The following is a 20,302-nucleotide window of genomic DNA, read 5'->3' as shown; positions in this document are numbered from 1 at the left end:
CCTGCATTCGGCCTTCTGAAGTCGCGAAGATCAAAAGCCAAAGCAAGATCAAGATCAAGATCAAGATCAAAACCGCTTCAGCAGTCCCTGGTTCTCCTCTATTCAATCGGGCTGAAGCACCGTATCCCTGGCCTCACCAAGCATCGCCGGATAATCCAGCGTGTAATGCAACCCACGGCTCTCCTTGCGCTGCATCGCCGAGCGAATCATCAACTCCGCCACCTGCGCCAAATTGCGCAACTCGATCAAATCCCGACTGACCTTGTAGTTGCTGTAGAACTCGACGTGATGAGGCTAAACCCAATGGATACAGGGGTTTCAGCCGATGACCATCAACCAGCCCTCCCAAACTGGGACAAACCTGTTACAAACTGCCCTCGCCAAGCCATACCACTATCGCCGGTCTGGTCGCTATTACCTTCGCCTTCGCCCTCAAGGCACCGCTAAGGGCTTCTTCACGCTGTCACTCAGGACCACCGACAAGGCCACCGCTATGACCATCTCGCAAGACATCCTCTCGACCCTCAAGGCCTACCATCTGGACAACCCAGAGGCGTCATGGGATGAGCTGAGAGAGCGTCTGTTGGACATCGCTGAGTACAGCCTGACGATGGCCCATGGCGATAGCTCACTGGTTGCCTACGAGATGATTAACGATGAGCACCATCAGGCCCTCCGTGAGGCAAGCGCAAAGCTGCCCCTGAGCGTCAATCAGCAACGGGCTGTGAGTAAGGCACTGGAGATCATTGAGGCGTCTCAGGAGCGCATGAAGGGCAGGTCTGGGAATCTGGTGGAGATCGTAAAGGGTCTCAAGGATGAGCATTGTAGCACGTCAGTGGCCCTGTCTCCGTCCCTATCTGTAAGTTCATCTGAGCGGCTGACCTTCAAGGCTCTGTCTGCGCTGTACATGGAGGAACGCAAAGACAGCATTCAGGCCAGCACCATGCGGGACGTGAGATCGTCCTGTGAGGCTATCGCTACGATCCTCGGTGACTTGGACTTGAAGGCCCATACGCGGGAGGACATGAAGAACCTTCGGGACAAACTCCTTGAGGACCGCAAGCCATCGACGGTGAAGAAGCTACTGACCCGGCTATCAACTGTCATGGACTGGGCTGTGCATAACGGTTACCTCGATAAGAGCTTCGACAAGGGTCTGAAGCCAACGAAAGGAGCTGATAGCTCCCGTGAGGCGTTCTCTCAGGATCAGGTCAAGGCCCTCATGGCGCACGCTAAGACCCTGCCGGTGGACGCATGGCTGCGTTGGGCATTGTCCCTTGGGGTCATCGCTGGGACCCGTATCGAGGAACTCAGGCAGTTAACGAAGGCCGATGTTAAGCAGGTCGGGGATGTCTGGGTTATCGACATCAATAGGAACGATGGCAAGACAGCCAAGACCAAGAATGCTTTGAGGGTCATCCCGTTGACCGATGGCGCCTATGGGTTCGACCTGAAGGCTTTCCTTGAGTTTGTCCAAAGGGCGGACTCTCGCCTGTTCGCTTTGGGCGCTGGGCGATTCTCTGAGTTGCTCAATGGGCTTATCCGTGATGTCTTGGGTGTGAAGGCTGATCGGACGCAAACCTTCCACTCGCTACGGCACTCTCTGGCTGGTGCCTTGAAGGCCGCTGAGATTCCTGTTGGCACCGCTGAGTCCATCTTGGGGCACGCTTCGGGGTCGATCAGTTATGACCTGTATGGGGCGGGCAGTGCGGTTGAGGTGGGGCGTATGGCTGAGGCACTGAAGACTGCCTTTCTCTAATGGCATGAAGGGTCTGCCGCTTGCGGTGGACCTGCTTTGAAAAGCGTAATTTCATGGGCATCGAGCTGGATGTTCTCGTGGGTCACCCTGAGCATGACCTGCTGTTCGTGGCGACTCAGGTTGCCAGAGCTGCTGGTCTGAAAGACCCATCTGTCGCAGTACGGGACCACCGGAAGACTAAGCACGGGTCTGGGCACGGGAGGATGCTTGAGGCACTGATGGGGGATTCACCCATTAGCCGCCCAGAGGACCACTTGGGCCGCTGCCTGCGCTGCAACACGGTCATGTTCATTGAGTCCGAAGTGTACGCAATGCTGCTCAGGTCACGAGCACCTCAAACCGAACCGTTCCGTAAGTGGGTCACTGAGGAAGTCCTCCCGACCATCCGCAAGACCGGCTCGTACAACGCTGCTGAGTCGAGCAACCCGATTGCCGTGGGCATCATGGATGAGCTGAAGCTGCTCCGTGGGGAACTGGTGGAACTGAAGGAGATCGTTAAGGCCCTTGTTTACTGGACTTGATGGCTGGTGTCGCCAAATACCCTCACTATGGCTGCACGTTCGCAGCGGCCATCTGAGGACCACTTCCATGACCCTGCTCACCCAACCCGGACCACTGCACCGCCACGTCGATCACGAAACCGGCACCATCCTTCACATTGACCCAATCACTGGCGAGGTCATCCGCCGCAAGGACATGGTACGACCCGCAAACCTCGAAGCCCAGTATCAGGCATGGGCCGCTGAGCGTCGTGCCGATGAGTCGCTCTCTGAGGACCACCAGAAAGCCGCCAAGGGCCTTTCCAGCGACCCCCAAGGGCAACCCCAAGAGACCCCAAGCGATGAGCCTAAGCGAGGACGTGGACGCCCAAAGGCCACCTTCGCCAACCCTGTCGCAGCCTATATGTACCTCCTTGCGATTCCCGATCCGCTGCCATGGGTAGACGACATCATTACCGGGTCAATCATCACCAGTGCAGGAGTCACCAACGGAAAGATCAACGTCAAGGCCCGAGCGGTCATCGGTGCGTTGTTCCTTTCGGAGATCACAGCGGACGCCTGCAAGACCAATGAGTATTCCTTGAGGACCGCCCAGCGAATCGCCAAGGCTGCTCGACACGCTGCCCATGGGATCGCTTCGTATGTCGAGAGACACCCAGACATCAAGGCTGAGATTGTGGCTGAGGTAGGCGCAGAGGCTCTATTCCGGGGCTTAGCGACTTAACGCCGGATAATATAAAGAAAATCTCAACGACCATCTTCAGGTCAAAGCATCGACCAGACCCAGAGGGAGAGGGGTTGTTAATTACAACTCCCCTCATCTCAAAGGGCATCTTTAAGAACACCTCAAAGGAGACCTTCCAACATGACCAGCATTGTCTGCCCAGCTAACTCACGCCTCACCGAACAAGATATGTCAGTCTTGTCTACTGTATTCCCTCGACCAGCTCGAACCCAGCTCATCGAGTTGCGTCGTGCCCTTAGTGACCATCGCTCCAACTTCAGGACCTACAAGGCTGGACAGGTCACCTTCGATATGGACGGTGTGGCCCAACGGGTCCTCGCTAAGTGTCCCCAAAAGACTCTCGACCGTTTGAACCAACTACTTGAACAAGGGTTGTGTCTTCAAGCCATCGCCTCGACTCACTTGAGGATTCCATTAAGCGGCTCTGAAGGAATCTCACTCACAACTTAAAGGCGTCCGTCAAGACTGTCGTTAAAAACCCTCACTATGGGTAAGACAGGAAGACCAACAACAAAATAATTTCCTCGACCCTGCACAACAGCCGTCGCCACGGTTGATCCAGTAGCGAGCTAACGCTGCGCCCTTCGATGCCCTTCAGGCTTGCCATGTCCTGAATCAGCGTCATCAACACCACTTGAAACCCAGAACCTTTTGATCGTCCTTGAAGATGCCCGCGAAGGCTTTCTCCTTGGCCGTCTGGTCGTGCGCGTCTATGGCGCAAGGACGAATCAAAGGGTCCCCAATAGGAGAACCCAAACCATGAAAATCACTATCACGAAAGTCCTGAAGAACGAAGTCACCGTGTCGGGCCAGACCCTGAACCGTGAGTACGTCGAGAACATCATGTTGCCCATGCTGGTCGCCCAATGCGGGACCGTTAAGGGCCAGCAATTCGAGATCGTTAAGGCGTTCGATGAGGCCGGTCTGTCGCTCCAAGCGATTCCCGTAGTTGCCCGAGAGTACCGCCAAGACCAATACCAGAAGGCCCAAGAGAAGGCTCAGAGAGAGGCTGAGGCCCGTTGGCATCAAGAGCGCTGCCGTGAGTACACACCTCGTGAGATCGCCCAAGCGAAGGCCGATAAGGAAGCCCGAGCCGCTGCCATTCGTGAGCATGGTGCCCGTATCCGTGCTGCCTCCCGTGCCAATAGCGCTGGCTGGTAACAGCACCTCGACACACAACCACTTCATTCATCTATTCAGGAGAAACAACCATGACTAAGCCATTCCAGTACACCAAACCTTCGACCTACACCACCGCCATCACCGATGAGCACACTGGGTCGATTCGATTCAACACTGCTGATGTTCGCCCAGAGACCCAAGCGGCCACCGATGTATCCGTCTATGTGGAGGCCCTTGTGGAAGCCGCTGAGGACTACTTGAACGGCGATGAGTGGCGAGAGGCTGCCATGGAGGCAACCCCTTGCGAGTTCCGTCCGGCTGGCTCTGAGGCCACTGGGCAACAAATCATCACCATGGCCGACCGCTCTGTCACCTTCGACCCTCGTAAGAACTGGGATAACCAGACCGTCGAGAAGGGCGAGGTCCTGGCCGGTTCTGTGATCTTCACCGAGGCGACCGACAAGGCATTGGTCATCAGCCACCGAGCTACGATCTTTGACCACAACCTGATGGCAGGCTTCACCGTCCAGTCTATGGAGCAAACCGCTGACAAGATGCTTCGTGACATTGAGCACAGCGCAGCCGGTAAGGTCGCTGCCATCTTGGCGACTGCCCCAAGCACTGAGAGCGTCTCTGAGGCCAAACCAACGGGTAAGCCTGCTGAGATCGCTGAGGACCTCATCGACATCCTCACGACCCACGTTAACCAGACTGTAGGGACCTCGCTGAGCGACTTCGTGATCCTGCTGCCCGTGTCACTGGTGGCTGTTCTTGAGCGTGCTGCTCAACGTGCTGGTCAGGACTCTATCGAGGACCTCATTGGCGCGGGCGTACAGCCGTACACTGGGACCGACCACGGCGTCTTCATGTTGCCCAAGCTTTTCACCTCGCTGAGCTACCGTGAGCGCCAAGACGGTAGCATCTGGAAGATTGAAGCGACTCGCAACCCAAACGCCCAAGGCTGGGACCTTGAGATCGTGGCTGTGGTGGACATCATCGCCAATGGCATGGTCAAGGTAGCTCTGACCGAGGATCGTCTTCAGACCGTTCAAGTGCCGTTCCCGCTGGTCACTCGCATTGCCCTGAGCTGATCGAAGGGAAACCCTGAGCTGATCTAAGGGAAACCCTGATAGCCCCGTAAGGCCGGACCTAAAGAGGGACCGGCAGGGGCACAGCTTCACCTATCCGCATCATCGCCCGTCGCTGGGCATCTATCTAACCGAAAGTCTTTCTGTTTGTTCCTTCATGCCACCGGCAGAACCCTTGGTCGGGTCTTTCGGCTGCCGGTGGGAGCGAACTTGAGGGAGCAAACAAGAGGAAAACAGACTATGACCATGACCACCAATACAGCGACCATCTTCGAGAACATCTCCAAGGCCGGAGCGGTATCCTCAACGACTCTCAACGGCTTACCCGGTATGTCGTCCTTGGAGATCGCTGAGATCACCGGTAAGCGCCATGACCATGTACTCAGAGACATCCGAAAGATGCTCAACGAGCTGGAAAGGGAGACCCCAAATCTGGGGGCACCTCAATGGGTCGAGGCCAGCTACCAGTCCAGTCAAAGCAAGTTATTACCGCTGACCATCCTCGACAAAGAGCTGACCTTTACGCTGCTCTCCCGGTATTCCTTCAAGCTGTCCAACATGATCGTCAAGCGCTGGCTTGAACTGGAAGGCTCAGGGTTTGAACGTGTGTCGATACAGGCTGCTGTGGTTCACCTGCTCGAACGAGAGAAGGACAACTATCGAATCGCAATGAGGGACATCAAGGCCGCTGCAAGGCGTCTCAAGGCCCGCTGAGGTCGTTGATTGATACTTCCTCAAACGAAGCGTGACGGGCTATGCTCAATAGCTAAGTTGCCCACAAAAAGGTCCCGCGATGAGTGTCACACTGTGCTACACCTACAAGGGCAAACGGGTAGTCACTAAGGTGCCTGTCCAGTCTCTGACACCACATGCGGCGCTATGCTATGCCTTGCTTCAATCAGGCGCTTCTAATGACCAATCTCAAGGGAGTTGGCCGCATACCTATGAGCGCCTCCTTGAGGTAGCCCTGCAACACGAACTCACAGACGTTCGCTTTCACAAGTCACTCTAACCCTTCAAGGAGAACCCCATGGACCACCTACAGGCCCTCTACTGGGTCTGTCTGGCCGTTCAACTGGGGTTCTGGTTGTGGTCGCATAGGCCCCCTTGAGAATCTGACAGAAAAATCTGAAAGGTCACCATTACAAGACTTCCCGCGCAGGCTCCCCCGTAGGCCCTCGCATGGGTGCCCGTGGGCGCGTTAAGGACCCTCGCGGGCAGGCGATAAGGACCCCAGCGATGGGACAAAGATGCGCCAAAGCTGTAACAAACCGGGGCCTTACCGTGCTACGCTGAGGCTTCCTAACGTGCCTCATTCGGTCGGTGTAAGGATCGTATCCTTCGCTTCTGAAAGCAGCCCTGGATAGTCCAGCGTGTAGTGGAGACCCCGAGATTCCTTGCGTTGCATGGCTGACCTAATCATCAGCTCCGCTACCTGAGCAAGGTTCCTCAGTTCGATCAGGTCCCTACTTACTCGGTAGTTGCTGTAGAACTCATCGATTTCATCCAGCAACAACCGCACGCGATGCTGCGCCCTTTGCAAACGCTTGCTGGTCCGCACGATCCCCACGTAATCCCACATGAAGCGCCGTAGCTCATCCCAGTTATGCGCGATGATCACATCCTCGTCCGAGTCCGTGACCTGGCTGGCGTCCCATCCAGGCAAGGCCTCAGGCATGCCCACATTTTCGAGGTTCGCCTGGATGTCGGCCGCCGCCGCCCGGCCGTAGACGAAGCACTCCAGCAGCGAGTTGCTGGCCATGCGATTGGCGCCATGCAGCCCCGTGAAGCTGGTTTCGCCAATCGCATACAGCCCCGGCACATCCGTGTGCCCCCTGTCGTCCACCATGACGCCACCACAGGTGTAATGCGCTGCCGGCACGACAGGTATTGGCTGGCGCGTGATGTCGATGCCAAAGCTCAGGCACCGCTCGTAAACGGTGGGGAAGTGGCTCTTGATGAACTCGACAGGCTTGTGCGAGATATCCAGGTAGACACAGTCCACCCCCAGGCGCTTCATTTCATGGTCGATCGCCCGCGCCACGATGTCGCGCGGGGCAAGCTCCTCGCGCGGGTCGAAGCGGGGCATGAAGCGCTCGCCGTTGGGCAGGCGAAGCAGGGCGCCTTCGCCACGCAGGGCCTCGGTGATCAAAAAGCTCTTGGCCTGCGGGTGATAAAGGCACGTAGGGTGGAACTGGTTGAATTCAAGGTTTGCGACCCTGCAGCCGGCCCGCCAGGCCATGGCGATACCATCGCCGCACGCGCCATCCGGGTTGCTGGTGTACAAGTACACTTTCGCCGCACCCCCCGTGGCCAGCACCGTGAACCGCGCACCGAACGTGTCCACCTGGCCCGTGTTGCGGTCCAGCACGTAGGCGCCCAGGCAGCGCTCGCCGTCCAGGCCCAGGCGCCGCTCGGTGATCAGGTCCACGGCCACACGCTGCTCCAGCAGCTCGATGTTCGGGCGCTGCCTGGCCTGGGCCAGCAAGGTGTTGAAGATGGCCGCGCCCGTGGCATCGGCGGCATGGATGATGCGCCGGTGGCTATGGCCACCTTCACGCGTTAGATGAAATTCGAAGCCTGCGTCGACCACGCCGTGGGGCTCGTCCCGGGTGAACGGCACGCCTTGCTCGATCAGCCACTCGATGGCTTCGCGGCTGTGCTCAACGGTAAAGCGAACGGCGTCTTCGTGGCACAGGCCGCCACCAGCATTGAGGGTGTCCTCTACATGAGACTGAATCGTGTCGGCGCCATCGAGCACCGCCGCTACGCCCCCTTGGGCCCAATAGGTCGAGCCGCTGGCCAGGTCACCTTTGCTCAGCACCGCAATGCGCAGATTCGCAGGCAGGTTCAGGGCCAGGCTAAGGCCCGCTGCGCCGCTGCCGATAACCAAGACATCATGTTGGAATTGTTGGCTCATGTCAGGACACTAGTAATCTTCGGAAGGGGCACGGCACAATAGCCACGCGTCGATGGCATTGTGAAACTATCGTTTACTGGCCGGGTAGCCTTTATAGCAGCCTCGGGTGGCCCTTTTCCATGCCGCTCGCCCGGTAACGGCAGGCATTGTGGGAACTTTCCAGCGTGCCTGGAAATCCTATGAAGGCTGCCCGCACGCCAACAATTTGCCGCGGCGACGCAGGGCGGTAGCTCGACATTGGGCTCACCTGCGTATTCGTAACCTGATTATCGACGTTGTCGGCTGCTGCCGTACCGCGTCTTCCGTGCACGCCGCTCAAGGTCTGCAGGAAACTTGCTTGGAGGGGAGAACTTTTGCGCAAAGCCCGAGTCTATGGTTGCAAGCCTGAGCAATGGCCGCTGCAACACTCCTTCGAGTTCACCGAGGAGTGTTCATGCTAACCCAGGAAGAAGATCAGCAACTGGTCGAGCGCGTACAGCGCGGCGACAGGCGAGCTTTCGATCTATTGGTGCTGAAGTACCAGCACAAGATTCTCGGGTTGATCGTGCGGTTTGTCCATGACACCCACGAAGCCCAGGACGTAGCACAGGAAGCGTTCATCAAGGCGTACCGTGCGCTTGGTAATTTCCGCGGTGACAGTGCGTTTTACACGTGGCTGTACCGCATCGCCATCAACACGGCGAAGAACTACCTGGTGTCCCGTGGAAGACGGCCGCCAGACAGCGATGTGAGCTCCGAGGATGCGGAGTTTTACGACGGCGATCATGGCCTCAAGGATCTTGAGTCCCCGGAGCGCTCGTTGTTGCGGGATGAGATCGAAGGCACTGTCCATCGCACCATTCAGCAACTGCCAGAAGACTTGCGTACGGCGCTGACCCTGCGAGAGTTCGATGGCCTGAGTTACGAAGACATTGCCAGCGTCATGCAATGTCCAGTGGGTACCGTGCGCTCTCGGATCTTCCGCGCTCGGGAGGCCATTGACAAAGCCTTGCAGCCTTTGCTGCAGGAAACCTGAGACAGCGGCTACAGCCAAAAGAGGAACCGCCATGAGTCGTGAAGCTTTGCAGGAATCGCTGTCCGCGGTAATGGATAACGAAGCGGACCAACTGGAATTGCGTCGGGTATTGAACGCCGTCGACGATGCCGAAACCCGTGCCACCTGGTCGCGTTACCAGGTAGCCCGCGCAGCCATGCACAAGGAGCTGCTGCTGCCTAACCTGGACATCGCCTCGGCGGTATCCGCGGCACTGGCCGATGAGGCCGTACCTGCCAAGGCCAAGCAAGGCCCATGGCGCACTGTAAGCCGTGTGGCCGTTGCCGCGTCGGTTACCCTCGCCGTACTGGCAGGTGTGCGCCTGTACAACCAGGACGATATCACCGGTGCTCAGCTGGCTGCCCAGCAGCCTGTTCAGCAGGGTGTGACCGTGCCTCAGGCCCAAGGCCCTGCCGTGCTGGCCGGCTATAGCGAAAGCAGTGATCAGCCGACCGGCCCAATGGCCAACGGCGTGCTGCAGAACCAGGCTGGCTGGGATCAGCGCCTGCCAGGTTACCTGCGTCAACATGCCCAGGAGTCCGCTCTGAAGGGTTCTGAAACCGCTTTGCCTTACGCCCGCGCCGCCAGCCTGGAAAACCGCTAATTAGGGAGGCTCATGCGCGCGCTACCTCTCCTGTCGCTGCTGCTCGGCAGCTGCATGACGGTGCCAGCATTGGCAGCCAATTCTTCGCCAGAGGCGAACGAGTGGCTGAACAAGCTGGCACAGGCCGAGCAACGACAGAGCTACCTGGGCGCCTTCGTTTACGAACGCAACGGCAGCTTTTCAACCCACGATATCTGGCACCGTGTCCAAGAGGGCAAGGTCAGCGAGCGGCTGCTGCAGCTCGATGGCACCGCCCAGGAAATCGTGCGCGTCGATGGCAAGGTACAGTGCGTCAGTGGCGGGCTTGCCGAGGGTATCTCGGCGCCGCCCGACAGTGCGCCACGCCGCCTTGACCCCCTCAAGCTCATGAGTTGGTATGACCTGTCCGTGTCCGGCAAATCTCGCGTTGCAGGCCGGGACGCGGTGGTCGTGTCACTCTCGCCGCGTGATCAGCACCGCTATGGCTACGAACTGCACCTGGACCGTGTGACGGGCTTGCCGCTGCGCTCGCTGATGCTCAACGAGAAAGGTCAGTTGCTGGAGCGCTTCCAGATGACTCGGCTCGAAGCGCGTGTGCCAACCGACGACGATCTGCGCCCCAGTTCCGCCTGCAAGCCCGTGGTGGCGGCAGCCCCTGCCGGCGGGGCTGTGTCTGGGTGGCGTTCCGATTGGCTGCCTTCGGGGTTTGAAGTGGTCAATAGCACCATCCGCCGCGAACCTGGGCAGGGTGGCCCGGTCAGCACCTTGATGTATGACGACGGTCTGGCGCGGTTCTCTGTTTTCATCGAGCCTGTGAAAGGCGAGGCTGGCGCCGATGTGCGTACCCAGTTGGGCCCGACATCGGCGGTATCGCGGCGTCTGAGTACACCCAAGGGCCAGATGATGGTGACCGTTGTTGGCGAGATCCCGCTCGGCACGGCCGAACGCGTCGCCTTGTCGATGCGTCCTCAAGATGCCCAGGCGAGTCATTGATCGAAGGCTGATGGCGAGCGTTCTTGCGCAGAGCGTGGCTTTTTGAAATGAAATTAAAGCATTGTCATTTGCAATCTGACGGCAAATTTTCTATAGGTCAGGCTTCTGGGAGTCTGGCCATTGCTGCGTTGTGCAGGGTCGTTTTTTAATTACCGCTCGTTGTGACGGGAGCCGTATGTCAATACCTCGCTTGAAACCCTATCTATCGTTCTTCGCGGCCGTGCTGATGCTCGGGCAAGTGCTGACGGTCCAGGCTGAAGAAGCCTTGCCGGATTTCACGACACTGGTCGAGCAAGCCTCGCCTGCGGTCGTCAACATCAGTACCAAGCAGAAGCTTCCGGACCGTCGCATCGCTGCGGGTCAAATGCCGGATCTTGAAGGCCTGCCGCCAATGTTCCGCGAATTCTTCGAGCGCAACCTTCCGCAGCAACCGCGTGCGCCGCGTGGTGATCGCCAGCGTGAAGCGCAGTCACTGGGCTCGGGCTTCATCATCTCCAGCGACGGCTATGTGCTGACCAATAACCATGTAATCGCCGACGCCGACGAAATCATCGTGCGCCTGTCCGACCGTAGCGAGTTGCAAGCCAAGCTGGTCGGTACCGACCCGCGCACCGACGTCGCGCTGCTGAAGGTGGAGGGCAAGAACCTGCCTACCGTCAAGCTGGGGGATTCGGAAAAGCTCAAGGTCGGCGAATGGGTATTGGCCATCGGTTCGCCGTTCGGTTTCGACCACTCGGTGACCAAAGGTATCGTCAGTGCCAAAGGCCGCACGCTGCCTAACGACACCTACGTACCATTCATCCAGACCGACGTTGCGATCAACCCGGGTAACTCCGGGGGGCCGCTGTTCAACATGAACGGCGAAGTGGTGGGGATCAACTCGCAGATCTTCACGCGCTCCGGTGGCTTCATGGGCCTGTCGTTCGCGATCCCGATCGACGTGGCCATCGATGTCTCGAATCAGTTGAAGAAGGACGGCAAGGTCAGCCGCGGCTGGCTGGGCGTTGTCATCCAGGAGGTCAACAAGGACCTGGCTGAATCCTTCGGTCTGGACAAACCGGCCGGTGCGCTGGTCGCCCAGGTGCTTGAAAATGGGCCTGCTGCCAAAGGCGGCCTGCAGGTCGGTGATGTCATCCTGAGCATGAATGGCCAGCCAATCATCATGTCGGCCGACCTGCCGCACCTGGTAGGTGGCTTGAAGGATGGTGCCAAGGCCAAGTTGGACATCATTCGCAACGGTAAGCGTCAAACCCTCGATGTCAGCGTTGGCGCACTGCCAGACGACGATGCCGACATCGGTGCCGGTGCCGGCGACAGCAATGTCGAGCGCAGCAGCAATCGCCTGGGCGTCTCGGTGGCCGACCTTACTGCCGAGCAGAAGAAGTCCCTGGAGCTCAAGGGCGGCGTGGTCATCAAGGAAGTGCAGGATGGTCCGGCCGCGATGATCGGCCTGCGTCCGGGTGACGTCATCAGTCACCTGAACAACCAGGCCATCGGTTCGGCCAAGGAATTCACGCAGATCGCCAAGGAACTGCCGAAGAACCGCTCTGTGTCCATGCGCGTGTTGCGCCAGGGGCGCGCCAGCTTCATTACCTTCAAGCTCGCCGAGTAAGCGCGGCGGATACGGGAGGAGGGCAGCGACAGCTGCCCTTTTTCATGTGCAGTGAGACTTCCTTGCCAAGCTGCAGGTGACGGCCGGGCAGAGGAATCTCCCACATCCTGGCAGCTTCAGGTACAATTGCCGGCTATTTTTCGGCGGGCGTCCGGCTCGCAGCCTTTTCCGAGTGTTGACCCGTGAGTGATTTGAGTCATATCCGCAATTTCTCCATCATCGCCCACATCGACCATGGCAAGTCGACGCTGGCCGACCGTTTCATTCAACTGTGCGGTGGCCTGACAGCGCGCGAAATGGAAGCCCAGGTGCTCGACTCCATGGACCTGGAGCGCGAACGCGGGATCACCATCAAGGCCCACAGCGTCACGCTCAACTACAAGGCCCAGGACGGCAAGGTCTACCAGCTCAACTTCATCGATACCCCCGGCCACGTCGACTTCACCTATGAAGTCTCGCGCTCGCTGGCGGCGTGCGAAGGGGCGTTGCTGGTGGTCGATGCCGGTCAGGGCGTCGAGGCTCAGTCCGTCGCCAACTGCTACACGGCCATCGAGCAAGGCCTGGAAGTCATGCCGGTCCTGAACAAGATGGACCTGCCACAGGCCGATCCCGATCGCGTCAAGGACGAGATCGAGAAGATCATCGGCATCGATGCCACCGACGCTGTGGCCTGCAGTGCCAAGAGCGGCATGGGGGTGGACGAGGTGCTCGAGCGCCTGGTGCATACCATTCCCGCCCCGACTGGCGATATCGACGCGCCGCTGCAAGCCCTGATCATCGACTCCTGGTTCGATAACTACCTGGGGGTGGTCTCGCTGGTGCGCGTGCGCCACGGTCGCGTCAAGAAAGGCGACAAGATTCTGGTCAAGTCCACCGGCAAGCTGCACCTGGTCGACAGCGTGGGCGTATTCACGCCCAAGCACACCCAGACCGCCGACCTCAAGGCCGGCGAAGTAGGCTTCATCATTGCCAGCATCAAGGACATCCACGGTGCCCCGGTTGGCGATACCCTGACCCTGTCGTCCACTCCGGAAGTCGAAGTGCTGCCTGGGTTCAAGAAGATCCAGCCGCAGGTATACGCCGGCCTGTTCCCGGTCAGTTCCGATGACTTCGAAGACTTCCGCGATGCCCTGCAGAAGCTGACCCTCAACGATTCGTCCCTGCAGTACATGCCCGAAAGCTCCGACGCCCTGGGCTTTGGCTTCCGCTGCGGGTTCCTGGGCATGCTGCACATGGAGATCATCCAGGAGCGCCTGGAGCGCGAGTACGACCTGGACCTGATCACCACCGCGCCCAGCGTGATCTACGAGCTGGAACTCAAGACGGGTGAAACCATTGTCGTCGACAACCCGTCGAAGCTCCCAGACGTCTCGTCGGTCACCGACTTCCGCGAGCCGATCGTGACCGCGACCATCCTGGTGCCGCAAGAACACCTGGGTAACGTGATCACCTTGTGTATCGAGAAGCGTGGCGTTCAGCGCGACATGCAGTTCCTGGGCAGCCAGGTGCAAGTGCGCTACGACATGCCGATGAACGAAGTGGTACTGGACTTCTTCGACCGCTTGAAGTCCACCAGCCGTGGCTATGCTTCGCTGGACTATCACTTCGATCGTTACCAGTCGGCCAACCTGGTCAAGCTGGATGTGTTGATCAACGGCGACAAGGTCGATGCCCTGGCATTGATCGTGCACCGCGACAACGCTGCCTACAAAGGCCGCGCGTTGACCGAGAAAATGAAGGAGCTGATCCCGCGGCAGATGTTCGATGTGGCGATCCAGGCAGCCATTGGTGGCCAGATCATCGCGCGTACCACTGTCAAGGCGCTCAGAAAGAACGTACTGGCCAAATGTTATGGCGGCGACGTCAGCCGTAAGAAGAAGCTGCTCGAGAAGCAGAAGGCCGGTAAGAAACGCATGAAACAGGTGGGCAACGTGGAAATTCCACAAGAAGCCTTCCTCGCCGTGCTCAGGTTGGATAGTTAGGTCCTATGTCGCTAAATTTCCCGCTGTTGCTCGTCATTGCCGTGTTCGTGTGCGGTCTGTTGGGCCTGATCGACCTTTTGTTCCTGGCGCCGCGCCGACGTGCGGCGATCGCCAATTACCAGGGCAGTGTCAGCCAGCCGGAACCGGCGGTGGTCGAGCGCTTGAACAAGGAACCCTTGCTGGTCGAATACGGCAAGTCGTTCTTCCCGGTGCTGTTCATCGTGCTGGTGCTGCGCTCGTTCCTGGTCGAACCGTTCCAGATTCCGTCGGGGTCGATGAAACCCACGCTGGAAGTGGGTGACTTCATCCTGGTGAACAAGTTCTCCTACGGCATCCGCTTGCCGGTGATCGACAAGAAAGTCATCGAGGTGGGCGACCCGCAGCGCGGCGACGTCATGGTGTTCCGCTATCCCAGCGACCCGAACGTCAACTACATCAAGCGCGTCGTCGGCTTGCCCGGTGACCAGATCCGCTACACCAACGACAAGCAGTTGTTTGTCAACGGTCAGCGGGTCGCCGAGCAACTGGTGGGTACCGAGCCTGGGACCCTGGGCAGCGCTCAGCTGTACAAGGAGAAGCTCGGTGCTGCAGAGCACCTGATTCGCAAGGAGATGAGCCGTTATCGCATGCCGCCGGACCAGCAATGGACGGTACCAGCCGGCCATTACTTCATGATGGGCGACAACCGCGACAACTCCAACGACAGCCGCTACTGGGATGACCCCAATATTCCCAAGGAACTGCACGGCATGGTTCCGGACCGCAACATCGTCGGCAAGGCCTTCGCCGTATGGATGAGCTGGCCTGAGCCGAAACTCAGCCACCTGCCTAACTTGTCGCGGGTCGGACTGATCCATTGATACCCTTCGGCGCTGTCCATACAGCGCCGAATGCTTTTCTGACATAGGCTGTGTCTCAGGGATGGGAGATTTGCCGCCCAGCGTGCGGTGACCATGGCCAAACCGTCTTTCAGGATGCTGATTTGAACAACGCGTTTAACAACGATCGGGTGGCCGCATGACTGCTTCCCTTACCCGCCTGGAGCGAAAGCTCGGTTACACCTTCAAGGACCAGGACCAGATGCTCCTGGCGTTGACCCACCGAAGCTATGCCGGACGCAATAACGAGCGTCTGGAATTCCTCGGTGACGCCATTCTCAACTTCGTCGCCGGCGAGGCGTTGTTCGAGCGCTTCCCTCAGGCCCGTGAAGGGCAGCTGTCACGGCTGCGCGCCCGCCTGGTCAAGGGCGAGACCCTGGCCCGTCTGGCCCGCGGGTTCGACCTGGGCGAATACCTGCGCCTGGGTTCCGGCGAGCTCAAGAGCGGGGGCTTTCGCCGCGAGTCCATTCTGGCCGATGCGCTGGAGGCCTTGATCGGGGCCATTTACCTGGACGCCGACATGGACACGGCCCGCGAGCGCGTGCTTGCCTGGCTGGCCAACGAGTTCGAAGGGCTGACCTTGGTCGATACCAACAAAGATCCTAAAACGCGCCTGCAGGAGTTCCTGCAATCGCGCAGTTGCGAGCTGCCGCGTTACGAAGTGGTGGATATCCAGGGCGAACCTCACTGCCGTACGTTCTTCGTCGAATGCGAAGTGGCGCTGCTGAATAACAAGAGTCGTGGCCAGGGTGTCAGCCGGCGTATCGCCGAGCAGGTAGCCGCTGCGTCCGCATTGATCGCCCTGGGCGTGGAGAATGGCAATGACTGAGAACACCACTACCCGTTGCGGCTACGTCGCCATTGTCGGTCGCCCCAACGTCGGCAAGTCGACCCTGTTGAACCACATCCTCGGTCAGAAGCTGGCCATCACCTCGCGCAAGCCACAGACCACGCGCCACAACATGCTTGGCATCAAGACCGAAGGCCAGGTGCAGGCCATCTACGTCGATACCCCCGGCATGCACAAAGCCAACGACAAGGCCCTGAACCGCTACATGAATCGCAACGCCTCGGCGGCCTTGAAGGACGTCGACGTGGTGATCTTCGTGGTGGACCGCACCCGCTGGACGGATGAGGACCAGTTGGTGCTCGAGCGCGTCCAGTATGTGACCGGCCCGGTGATCCTGGCGGTGAACAAGACTGACCGCATGGATGAAAAGGCCGAGCTCATTCCGCACCTTCAGTGGCTGCAAGGCCAGCTGCCCAATGCCGAGATCGTGCCCATTTCCGCACAGCAGGGCCACAACCTCGAGTCGCTCGAAGCGCTGATTGCCAAGCACCTGCCGGAAAACGAGCATTTCTTCCCGGAAGATCAGATCACCGATCGCAGCAGCCGCTTTCTGGCTGCCGAGCTGGTGCGCGAAAAGATCATGCGCCAACTGGGCGCCGAGCTGCCTTACCAGATCACGGTCGAGATCGAGGAGTTCAAGCAGCAGGGGCATGTGTTGCATATCCATGCACTGATCCTGGTCGAACGCGACGGGCAGAAGAAAATCATCATCGGCGACAAGGGTGAGCGCATCAAGCGCATCGGTTCCGACGCGCGCAAGGACATGGAAGTGCTGTTCGACGCCAAGGTGATGCTCAACCTCTGGGTCAAGGTCAAAGGCGGCTGGTCCGATGACGAGCGCGCCCTGCGCTCGCTGGGTTACGGCGACCTCTAAGGCTCACGCGGCCTGATGCGAGTACGCCCCGGTCGGTGCGTTCTCGCCAGCGTCTGCCTCACGCGGGCTGGTGAATTTCATGGAACAACCTGTCGGTCAGCCAGCCTACGTGCTGCACAGCCGTGCCTACAAGGAAACCAGCGCGCTGGTGGACTTCTTCACCCCCCAGGGGCGCGTGCGTGCCGTGTTGCGCCGTGCGCGTGGCAAGGGTGGCAGCCTGGTGCGCCCCTTCGTGCCACTGGAGCTTGAGCTGCGCGGGCGAGGGGAGCTGAAGAACGTTGGCAGGCTGGAAACGGTCGGCATGGCACCCTGGCTGCACGGGGACGCTGTCTTCAGCGGTTTGTACCTCAATGAGTTGCTCATGCGCCTGCTACCGGCAGAGGCACCTTCGCCTGGATTGTTCGATCATTACGCGCAAACCTTGCAAGCCCTACTCGCCGGCCGCCCGCTTGAGCCGCTGTTGCGGGCTTTTGAATGGCGGCTGCTCGATGAGCTGGGTTACGCCTTCTCGCTGCACAGGGATGTCGTTGATCAGCCCATTGCCGCCGAGGGGCTGTACCGCCTGCGCGTGGACGCTGGGCTGGAGCGGGTCGAACTGTCCCAGCCTGGGCTGTTCGGTGGCACCGAGTTGCTGGCCCTGGCCGAGGCGGACTGGGAAACGCCAGGTGCTTTGCTGGCGGCCAAGCGCTTGATGCGCCAGGCCTTGGCCGTTCATCTGGGTGGCAAGCCGCTGGTCAGCCGCGAACTGTTTCGCAAGCGCTGATCACGACGTATGCTGTAGGGCTCAATCCAAGGAGAGCCTTTCGTGACTCACAGCAACCGCATGCTTCTCGGCGTGAACATCGATCATGTGGCCACCCTGCGCCAGGCCCGGGGTACGCGCTATCCAGACCCTGTCAAGGCGGCGCTGGATGCTGAAGAGGCGGGTGCCGACGGCATCACCGTGCACCTGCGCGAGGATCGCCGCCACATCCAGGAGCGCGACGTGCTGCTGCTCAAGGATGTATTGCAGACGCGCATGAACTTCGAAATGGGCGTTACCGAAGAGATGATGGCCTTTGCCGAAAAGATCCGCCCTGCACACATCTGCCTGGTACCTGAAACCCGTCAGGAACTCACCACAGAAGGAGGGTTGGATGTGGCAGGCCAGGAAGCGCGGATCAAGGCGGCCGTCGAACGCCTGTCGCGCATCGGCGCAGAAGTGTCGCTGTTCATCGATGCTGACGAACGCCAGATCGAGGCCTCGCACCGGGTGGGCGCGCCGGCCATCGAGCTGCACACCGGCCGTTATGCCGACGCGCAATCACCTACCGGAGTGGCCGAAGAGCTCAAGCGCATTGTCGATGGCGTTGCGTTTGGCATCGGGCAGGGCCTGATCGTCAATGCCGGTCACGGTCTGCACTACCATAACGTCGAGGCCGTGGCGGCCATCAAGGGCATCAACGAACTGAACATCGGCCACGCACTGGTCGCCCACGCATTGTTCGTGGGCTTCAAGGCCGCCGTTTCAGAAATGAAGACGTTGATCCTCGCGGCCTCGCGTTGAGCCAGTGGTTACTTGCGCGCCACCAGCGTGGCGCGACGCGGGGCAGGCAAGCCCTCGATGGTTTTGCCTGAATCGCTGGGGTCGAGGAAATCACTGAGCGACTGGTAGCGCATCCATTCGGTGCTGCGCTGTTCTTCCAGACTCGTGACACTGACATCCACGCAGCGCACATCACTAAACCCAGCCCGGCGCAGCCAGCGCTCCAAGGCTGGGACCGAGGGCAGGAACCACACGTTGCGCATCTGCGCGTAACGGTCCTCGGGCACCAGCACCTGTTGTGTGTCGCCTTCGATCACTAATGTTTCCAGCACCAGCTCGCCGCCCTTCACCAGGCAGTCCTTGAGCGCCAGCAGGTGCTCGATAGGCGAGCGGCGGTGATAAAACACCCCCATCGAAAACACCGTGTCGAAGCCTTCGAGGCTGGCAGGCAGGTCTTCCAGGGCGAAGGGGAGGTGCCAGGCGGGCAGGTCCGGCAAGTACCGTTGCACCGCCTGAAACTGACAGAAGAACAACCAGTTCGGGTCGACCCCGATGACCATGTCGGCGCCGGCGCCTAGCATGCGCCACTGGTAATAGCCATTACCGCAGCCAACATCCAGTACCCGCTTGCCCTTGAGGTCCAGGTGCGGTGCGACGCGAGACCACTTCCAGTCCGAGCGCCATTCGGTATCGACGTGCACGCCAAACAGATCGAAGGGGCCCTTGCGCCAGGGCGACAGCCCCATCAATGCCTGGCGCATCTGCACACGGCTGGCGTCATCGCAGTCGCAGTCCAGGCGTAATCCATTTACCAGGTCGATTTCGCTCGGTTGCAGCGCCGGAAGCGCGTCCAGTGCACCGCGCCAGCGGTCCAGGTCGCCATGACCTTTTTCCAGCTTGGTATCGAGCTGCGCCTGCAGGCCTTGCGACCATGCAGCCAGGGGGGTGCCCGCCAGGCGGCGTGCCAGAGGAGAAAGGTCGATCATGGTAGGGCTATCAACGAGGCAAAGTTAAGGCATTGGAACCAGGGCACCACGGTCGAGAACCCTGCATCGAGCAAGCGCTGGCGGTGGGTTTCCAGGGTGTCGGGCTTCATCACGTTATCGATGGCGCTGCGTTTCTGGGCAATTTCCAGTTCGCTGTAGCCGTTGGCACGCTTGAAGTCCAGGTGCAGGTCATTGAGCAGTGCCTGCGCGGTGGTGTCGGCAAAGCACAGCTTTTCCGAAAGAATCAGGGCACCGCCGGGTAGCAGTGACTGGCGGATGCGCGTCAATAGCGCCAGGCGCTGAGGGGGTGCGATGAACTGCAGGGTGAAGTTCATCGCTACCACCGAGGCCGGTTCGAACGCCAGGTTGAGGATGTCCGCTTCCAGCACCTCGACAGGCAACAACTCCTGGAACATCGAATCCTGGGCCGCGAGGTATTCCCGGCAGCGCTCGACCATGGCGGCGGAATTGTCCACGGCGATGACTCGGCAACCTTCCCCGCGCACGTGCCGGCGCAAGGCCTGCGTTACCGCACCGAGCGAGGCGCCCAGGTCATACAGCGCCGTACCGGGCTTGGCGAAGCGCGCGGCCAGTACGCCCACATTTTCGACAATGGTCGGGTAGCCCGGCACGGAGCGCTTGATCATGTCCGGGAACACGCGCACCACATCCTCGTTGAAAACGAAGTCGGGGACCTGCGCCAACGGTTGGGCGAAAAGACGATCGGGATCTGTGGTCACGGCGGGCTCGGGGCTGGGTAAAACGGGGCGCGCATTTTATCGAATGGCGGTTGATCTTGCCATGCCAGCTTGGCGCCGATTGGCCTGAACCATGCGTATGTAAGAGCAGGCA

The 20,302-nt window shown here is 59.7% G+C and carries 19 protein-coding genes and 1 pseudogene; 16 read left to right on the top strand and 4 right to left on the bottom strand.

Annotated features, from left to right (window positions below):
* Positions 1 to 102 precede the first annotated feature (102 nt).
* Positions 103 to 282, bottom strand: a pseudogene (locus ACF8E5_RS17115) (L-aspartate oxidase); the annotation flags it as partial.
* Positions 283 to 325: 43 nt separating this feature from the next.
* Between ACF8E5_RS17115 and ACF8E5_RS17110 the strand changes: the two are divergent.
* The 6 genes from ACF8E5_RS17110 (at position 326) to ACF8E5_RS17085 (ending at position 5,928) form a co-directional block, all read left to right on the top strand.
* Positions 326 to 1,759 (top strand): tyrosine-type recombinase/integrase, encoded by a 1,434-nt coding sequence (locus ACF8E5_RS17110; RefSeq protein WP_070096170.1) that lies wholly within the window; start codon positions 326 to 328, stop codon positions 1,757 to 1,759.
* Between the two features lie 53 nt (positions 1,760 to 1,812).
* Positions 1,813 to 2,280, top strand: a complete 468-nt coding sequence (locus ACF8E5_RS17105; protein ID WP_070096171.1) for a BRO family protein — start codon at positions 1,813 to 1,815, stop codon at positions 2,278 to 2,280.
* Positions 2,281 to 2,347: 67 nt separating this feature from the next.
* Positions 2,348 to 2,983 (top strand): hypothetical protein, encoded by a 636-nt coding sequence (locus ACF8E5_RS17100; protein ID WP_070096172.1) that lies wholly within the window; start codon positions 2,348 to 2,350, stop codon positions 2,981 to 2,983.
* A 780-nt stretch (positions 2,984 to 3,763) separates the two neighbouring features.
* Positions 3,764 to 4,165 (top strand): hypothetical protein, encoded by a 402-nt coding sequence (locus tag ACF8E5_RS17095; protein ID WP_054904073.1) that lies wholly within the window; start codon positions 3,764 to 3,766, stop codon positions 4,163 to 4,165.
* A 50-nt stretch (positions 4,166 to 4,215) separates the two neighbouring features.
* Positions 4,216 to 5,217 (top strand): hypothetical protein, encoded by a 1,002-nt coding sequence (locus ACF8E5_RS17090; RefSeq protein WP_061202907.1) that lies wholly within the window; start codon positions 4,216 to 4,218, stop codon positions 5,215 to 5,217.
* A 237-nt stretch (positions 5,218 to 5,454) separates the two neighbouring features.
* Complete coding sequence (locus ACF8E5_RS17085; RefSeq protein ID WP_054903677.1) at positions 5,455 to 5,928, top strand: Rha family transcriptional regulator; 474 nt, start codon at positions 5,455 to 5,457, stop codon at positions 5,926 to 5,928.
* Between the two features lie 598 nt (positions 5,929 to 6,526).
* Here the strand turns inward: ACF8E5_RS17085 and nadB are convergent.
* Positions 6,527 to 8,134, bottom strand: a complete 1,608-nt coding sequence (gene nadB / locus ACF8E5_RS17080; protein ID WP_392475570.1) for an L-aspartate oxidase — start codon at positions 8,132 to 8,134, stop codon at positions 6,527 to 6,529.
* Between the two features lie 433 nt (positions 8,135 to 8,567).
* Between nadB and rpoE the strand changes: the two genes are divergently transcribed.
* The 10 genes from rpoE to pdxJ all read left to right on the top strand — a co-directional run bounded on the left by rpoE (position 8,568) and on the right by pdxJ (position 18,485).
* Positions 8,568 to 9,149, top strand: coding sequence for an RNA polymerase sigma factor RpoE (gene rpoE, locus ACF8E5_RS17075; RefSeq protein ID WP_003252049.1), 582 nt, complete (start codon positions 8,568 to 8,570; stop codon positions 9,147 to 9,149).
* 31 nt (positions 9,150 to 9,180) lie between these two features.
* On the top strand, positions 9,181 to 9,771 hold the full coding sequence (locus ACF8E5_RS17070; RefSeq protein WP_023535291.1) for a sigma-E factor negative regulatory protein: 591 nt from the start codon (positions 9,181 to 9,183) through the stop codon (positions 9,769 to 9,771).
* A gap of 12 nt (positions 9,772 to 9,783) precedes the next feature.
* Positions 9,784 to 10,743, top strand: a complete 960-nt coding sequence (locus tag ACF8E5_RS17065) for a MucB/RseB C-terminal domain-containing protein (protein WP_058639318.1) — start codon at positions 9,784 to 9,786, stop codon at positions 10,741 to 10,743.
* Positions 10,744 to 10,969: 226 nt separating this feature from the next.
* On the top strand, positions 10,970 to 12,355 hold the full coding sequence (locus tag ACF8E5_RS17060) for a DegQ family serine endoprotease (protein ID WP_372239223.1): 1,386 nt from the start codon (positions 10,970 to 10,972) through the stop codon (positions 12,353 to 12,355).
* A gap of 182 nt (positions 12,356 to 12,537) precedes the next feature.
* On the top strand, positions 12,538 to 14,337 hold the full coding sequence (gene lepA, locus ACF8E5_RS17055) for a translation elongation factor 4 (RefSeq protein WP_058639316.1): 1,800 nt from the start codon (positions 12,538 to 12,540) through the stop codon (positions 14,335 to 14,337).
* A gap of 5 nt (positions 14,338 to 14,342) precedes the next feature.
* Positions 14,343 to 15,197, top strand: coding sequence for a signal peptidase I (gene lepB / locus ACF8E5_RS17050; RefSeq protein ID WP_058605209.1), 855 nt, complete (start codon positions 14,343 to 14,345; stop codon positions 15,195 to 15,197).
* Between the two features lie 157 nt (positions 15,198 to 15,354).
* Positions 15,355 to 16,044: a ribonuclease III gene (gene rnc, locus ACF8E5_RS17045; RefSeq protein ID WP_078478083.1), complete on the top strand. Its 690-nt coding sequence runs from the start codon at positions 15,355 to 15,357 to the stop codon at positions 16,042 to 16,044.
* Positions 16,037 to 16,939, top strand: coding sequence for a GTPase Era (era, locus tag ACF8E5_RS17040; protein ID WP_058605208.1), 903 nt, complete (start codon positions 16,037 to 16,039; stop codon positions 16,937 to 16,939). The genes rnc and era overlap by 8 nt, the downstream gene beginning before the upstream one ends.
* 79 nt (positions 16,940 to 17,018) lie before the next feature.
* Positions 17,019 to 17,702, top strand: coding sequence for a DNA repair protein RecO (recO, locus tag ACF8E5_RS17035; RefSeq protein WP_058639314.1), 684 nt, complete (start codon positions 17,019 to 17,021; stop codon positions 17,700 to 17,702).
* Positions 17,703 to 17,762: 60 nt separating this feature from the next.
* Entirely contained in the window at positions 17,763 to 18,485 is a 723-nt protein-coding gene (gene pdxJ / locus ACF8E5_RS17030; protein WP_392475571.1) for a pyridoxine 5'-phosphate synthase, read from the top strand.
* 8 nt (positions 18,486 to 18,493) lie between these two features.
* On the opposite strand, the gene cmoB is transcribed toward pdxJ, so the two are convergent.
* Together cmoB and cmoA are read right to left on the bottom strand one after the other, a co-directional pair.
* Positions 18,494 to 19,450 (bottom strand): tRNA 5-methoxyuridine(34)/uridine 5-oxyacetic acid(34) synthase CmoB, encoded by a 957-nt coding sequence (gene cmoB / locus ACF8E5_RS17025; protein ID WP_167339820.1) that lies wholly within the window; start codon positions 19,448 to 19,450, stop codon positions 18,494 to 18,496.
* Entirely contained in the window at positions 19,447 to 20,190 is a 744-nt protein-coding gene (gene cmoA, locus ACF8E5_RS17020; protein ID WP_058639311.1) for a carboxy-S-adenosyl-L-methionine synthase CmoA, read from the bottom strand. Before cmoA ends, cmoB begins: the two co-directional genes overlap by 4 nt.
* Positions 20,191 to 20,302: the final 112 nt, after the last annotated feature.

This window comes from Pseudomonas sp. WSY_20 (assembly GCF_043104335.1).
Taxonomy (GTDB): domain Bacteria; phylum Pseudomonadota; class Gammaproteobacteria; order Pseudomonadales; family Pseudomonadaceae; genus Aquipseudomonas; species Aquipseudomonas parafulva_B.
The sequence above is the reverse complement of the archived record's forward strand: the minus strand, read 5'-3'. Positions and strand labels throughout refer to the sequence as shown.

Excerpts from the sequence above, each read along its gene's own strand:
- ACF8E5_RS17110 (WP_070096170.1), top strand. The coding sequence starts at position 326 with ATGACCATCAACCAGCCCTCCCAAACTGGGACAAACCTGTTACAAACT.
- ACF8E5_RS17105 (WP_070096171.1), top strand. The coding sequence starts at position 1,813 with ATGGGCATCGAGCTGGATGTTCTCGTGGGTCACCCTGAGCATGACCTG.
- ACF8E5_RS17100 (WP_070096172.1), top strand. The coding sequence starts at position 2,348 with ATGACCCTGCTCACCCAACCCGGACCACTGCACCGCCACGTCGATCAC.
- ACF8E5_RS17095 (WP_054904073.1), top strand. The coding sequence starts at position 3,764 with ATGAAAATCACTATCACGAAAGTCCTGAAGAACGAAGTCACCGTGTCG.
- ACF8E5_RS17090 (WP_061202907.1), top strand. The coding sequence starts at position 4,216 with ATGACTAAGCCATTCCAGTACACCAAACCTTCGACCTACACCACCGCC.
- ACF8E5_RS17085 (WP_054903677.1), top strand. The coding sequence starts at position 5,455 with ATGACCATGACCACCAATACAGCGACCATCTTCGAGAACATCTCCAAG.
- nadB (WP_392475570.1), bottom strand. The coding sequence starts at position 8,134 with ATGAGCCAACAATTCCAACATGATGTCTTGGTTATCGGCAGCGGCGCA.
- rpoE (WP_003252049.1), top strand. The coding sequence starts at position 8,568 with ATGCTAACCCAGGAAGAAGATCAGCAACTGGTCGAGCGCGTACAGCGC.
- ACF8E5_RS17070 (WP_023535291.1), top strand. The coding sequence starts at position 9,181 with ATGAGTCGTGAAGCTTTGCAGGAATCGCTGTCCGCGGTAATGGATAAC.
- ACF8E5_RS17065 (WP_058639318.1), top strand. The coding sequence starts at position 9,784 with ATGCGCGCGCTACCTCTCCTGTCGCTGCTGCTCGGCAGCTGCATGACG.
- ACF8E5_RS17060 (WP_372239223.1), top strand. The coding sequence starts at position 10,970 with ATGCTCGGGCAAGTGCTGACGGTCCAGGCTGAAGAAGCCTTGCCGGAT.
- lepB (WP_058605209.1), top strand. The coding sequence starts at position 14,343 with ATGTCGCTAAATTTCCCGCTGTTGCTCGTCATTGCCGTGTTCGTGTGC.
- rnc (WP_078478083.1), top strand. The coding sequence starts at position 15,355 with ATGACTGCTTCCCTTACCCGCCTGGAGCGAAAGCTCGGTTACACCTTC.
- era (WP_058605208.1), top strand. The coding sequence starts at position 16,037 with ATGACTGAGAACACCACTACCCGTTGCGGCTACGTCGCCATTGTCGGT.
- recO (WP_058639314.1), top strand. The coding sequence starts at position 17,019 with ATGGAACAACCTGTCGGTCAGCCAGCCTACGTGCTGCACAGCCGTGCC.
- pdxJ (WP_392475571.1), top strand. The coding sequence starts at position 17,763 with ATGCTTCTCGGCGTGAACATCGATCATGTGGCCACCCTGCGCCAGGCC.
- cmoB (WP_167339820.1), bottom strand. The coding sequence starts at position 19,450 with ATGATCGACCTTTCTCCTCTGGCACGCCGCCTGGCGGGCACCCCCCTG.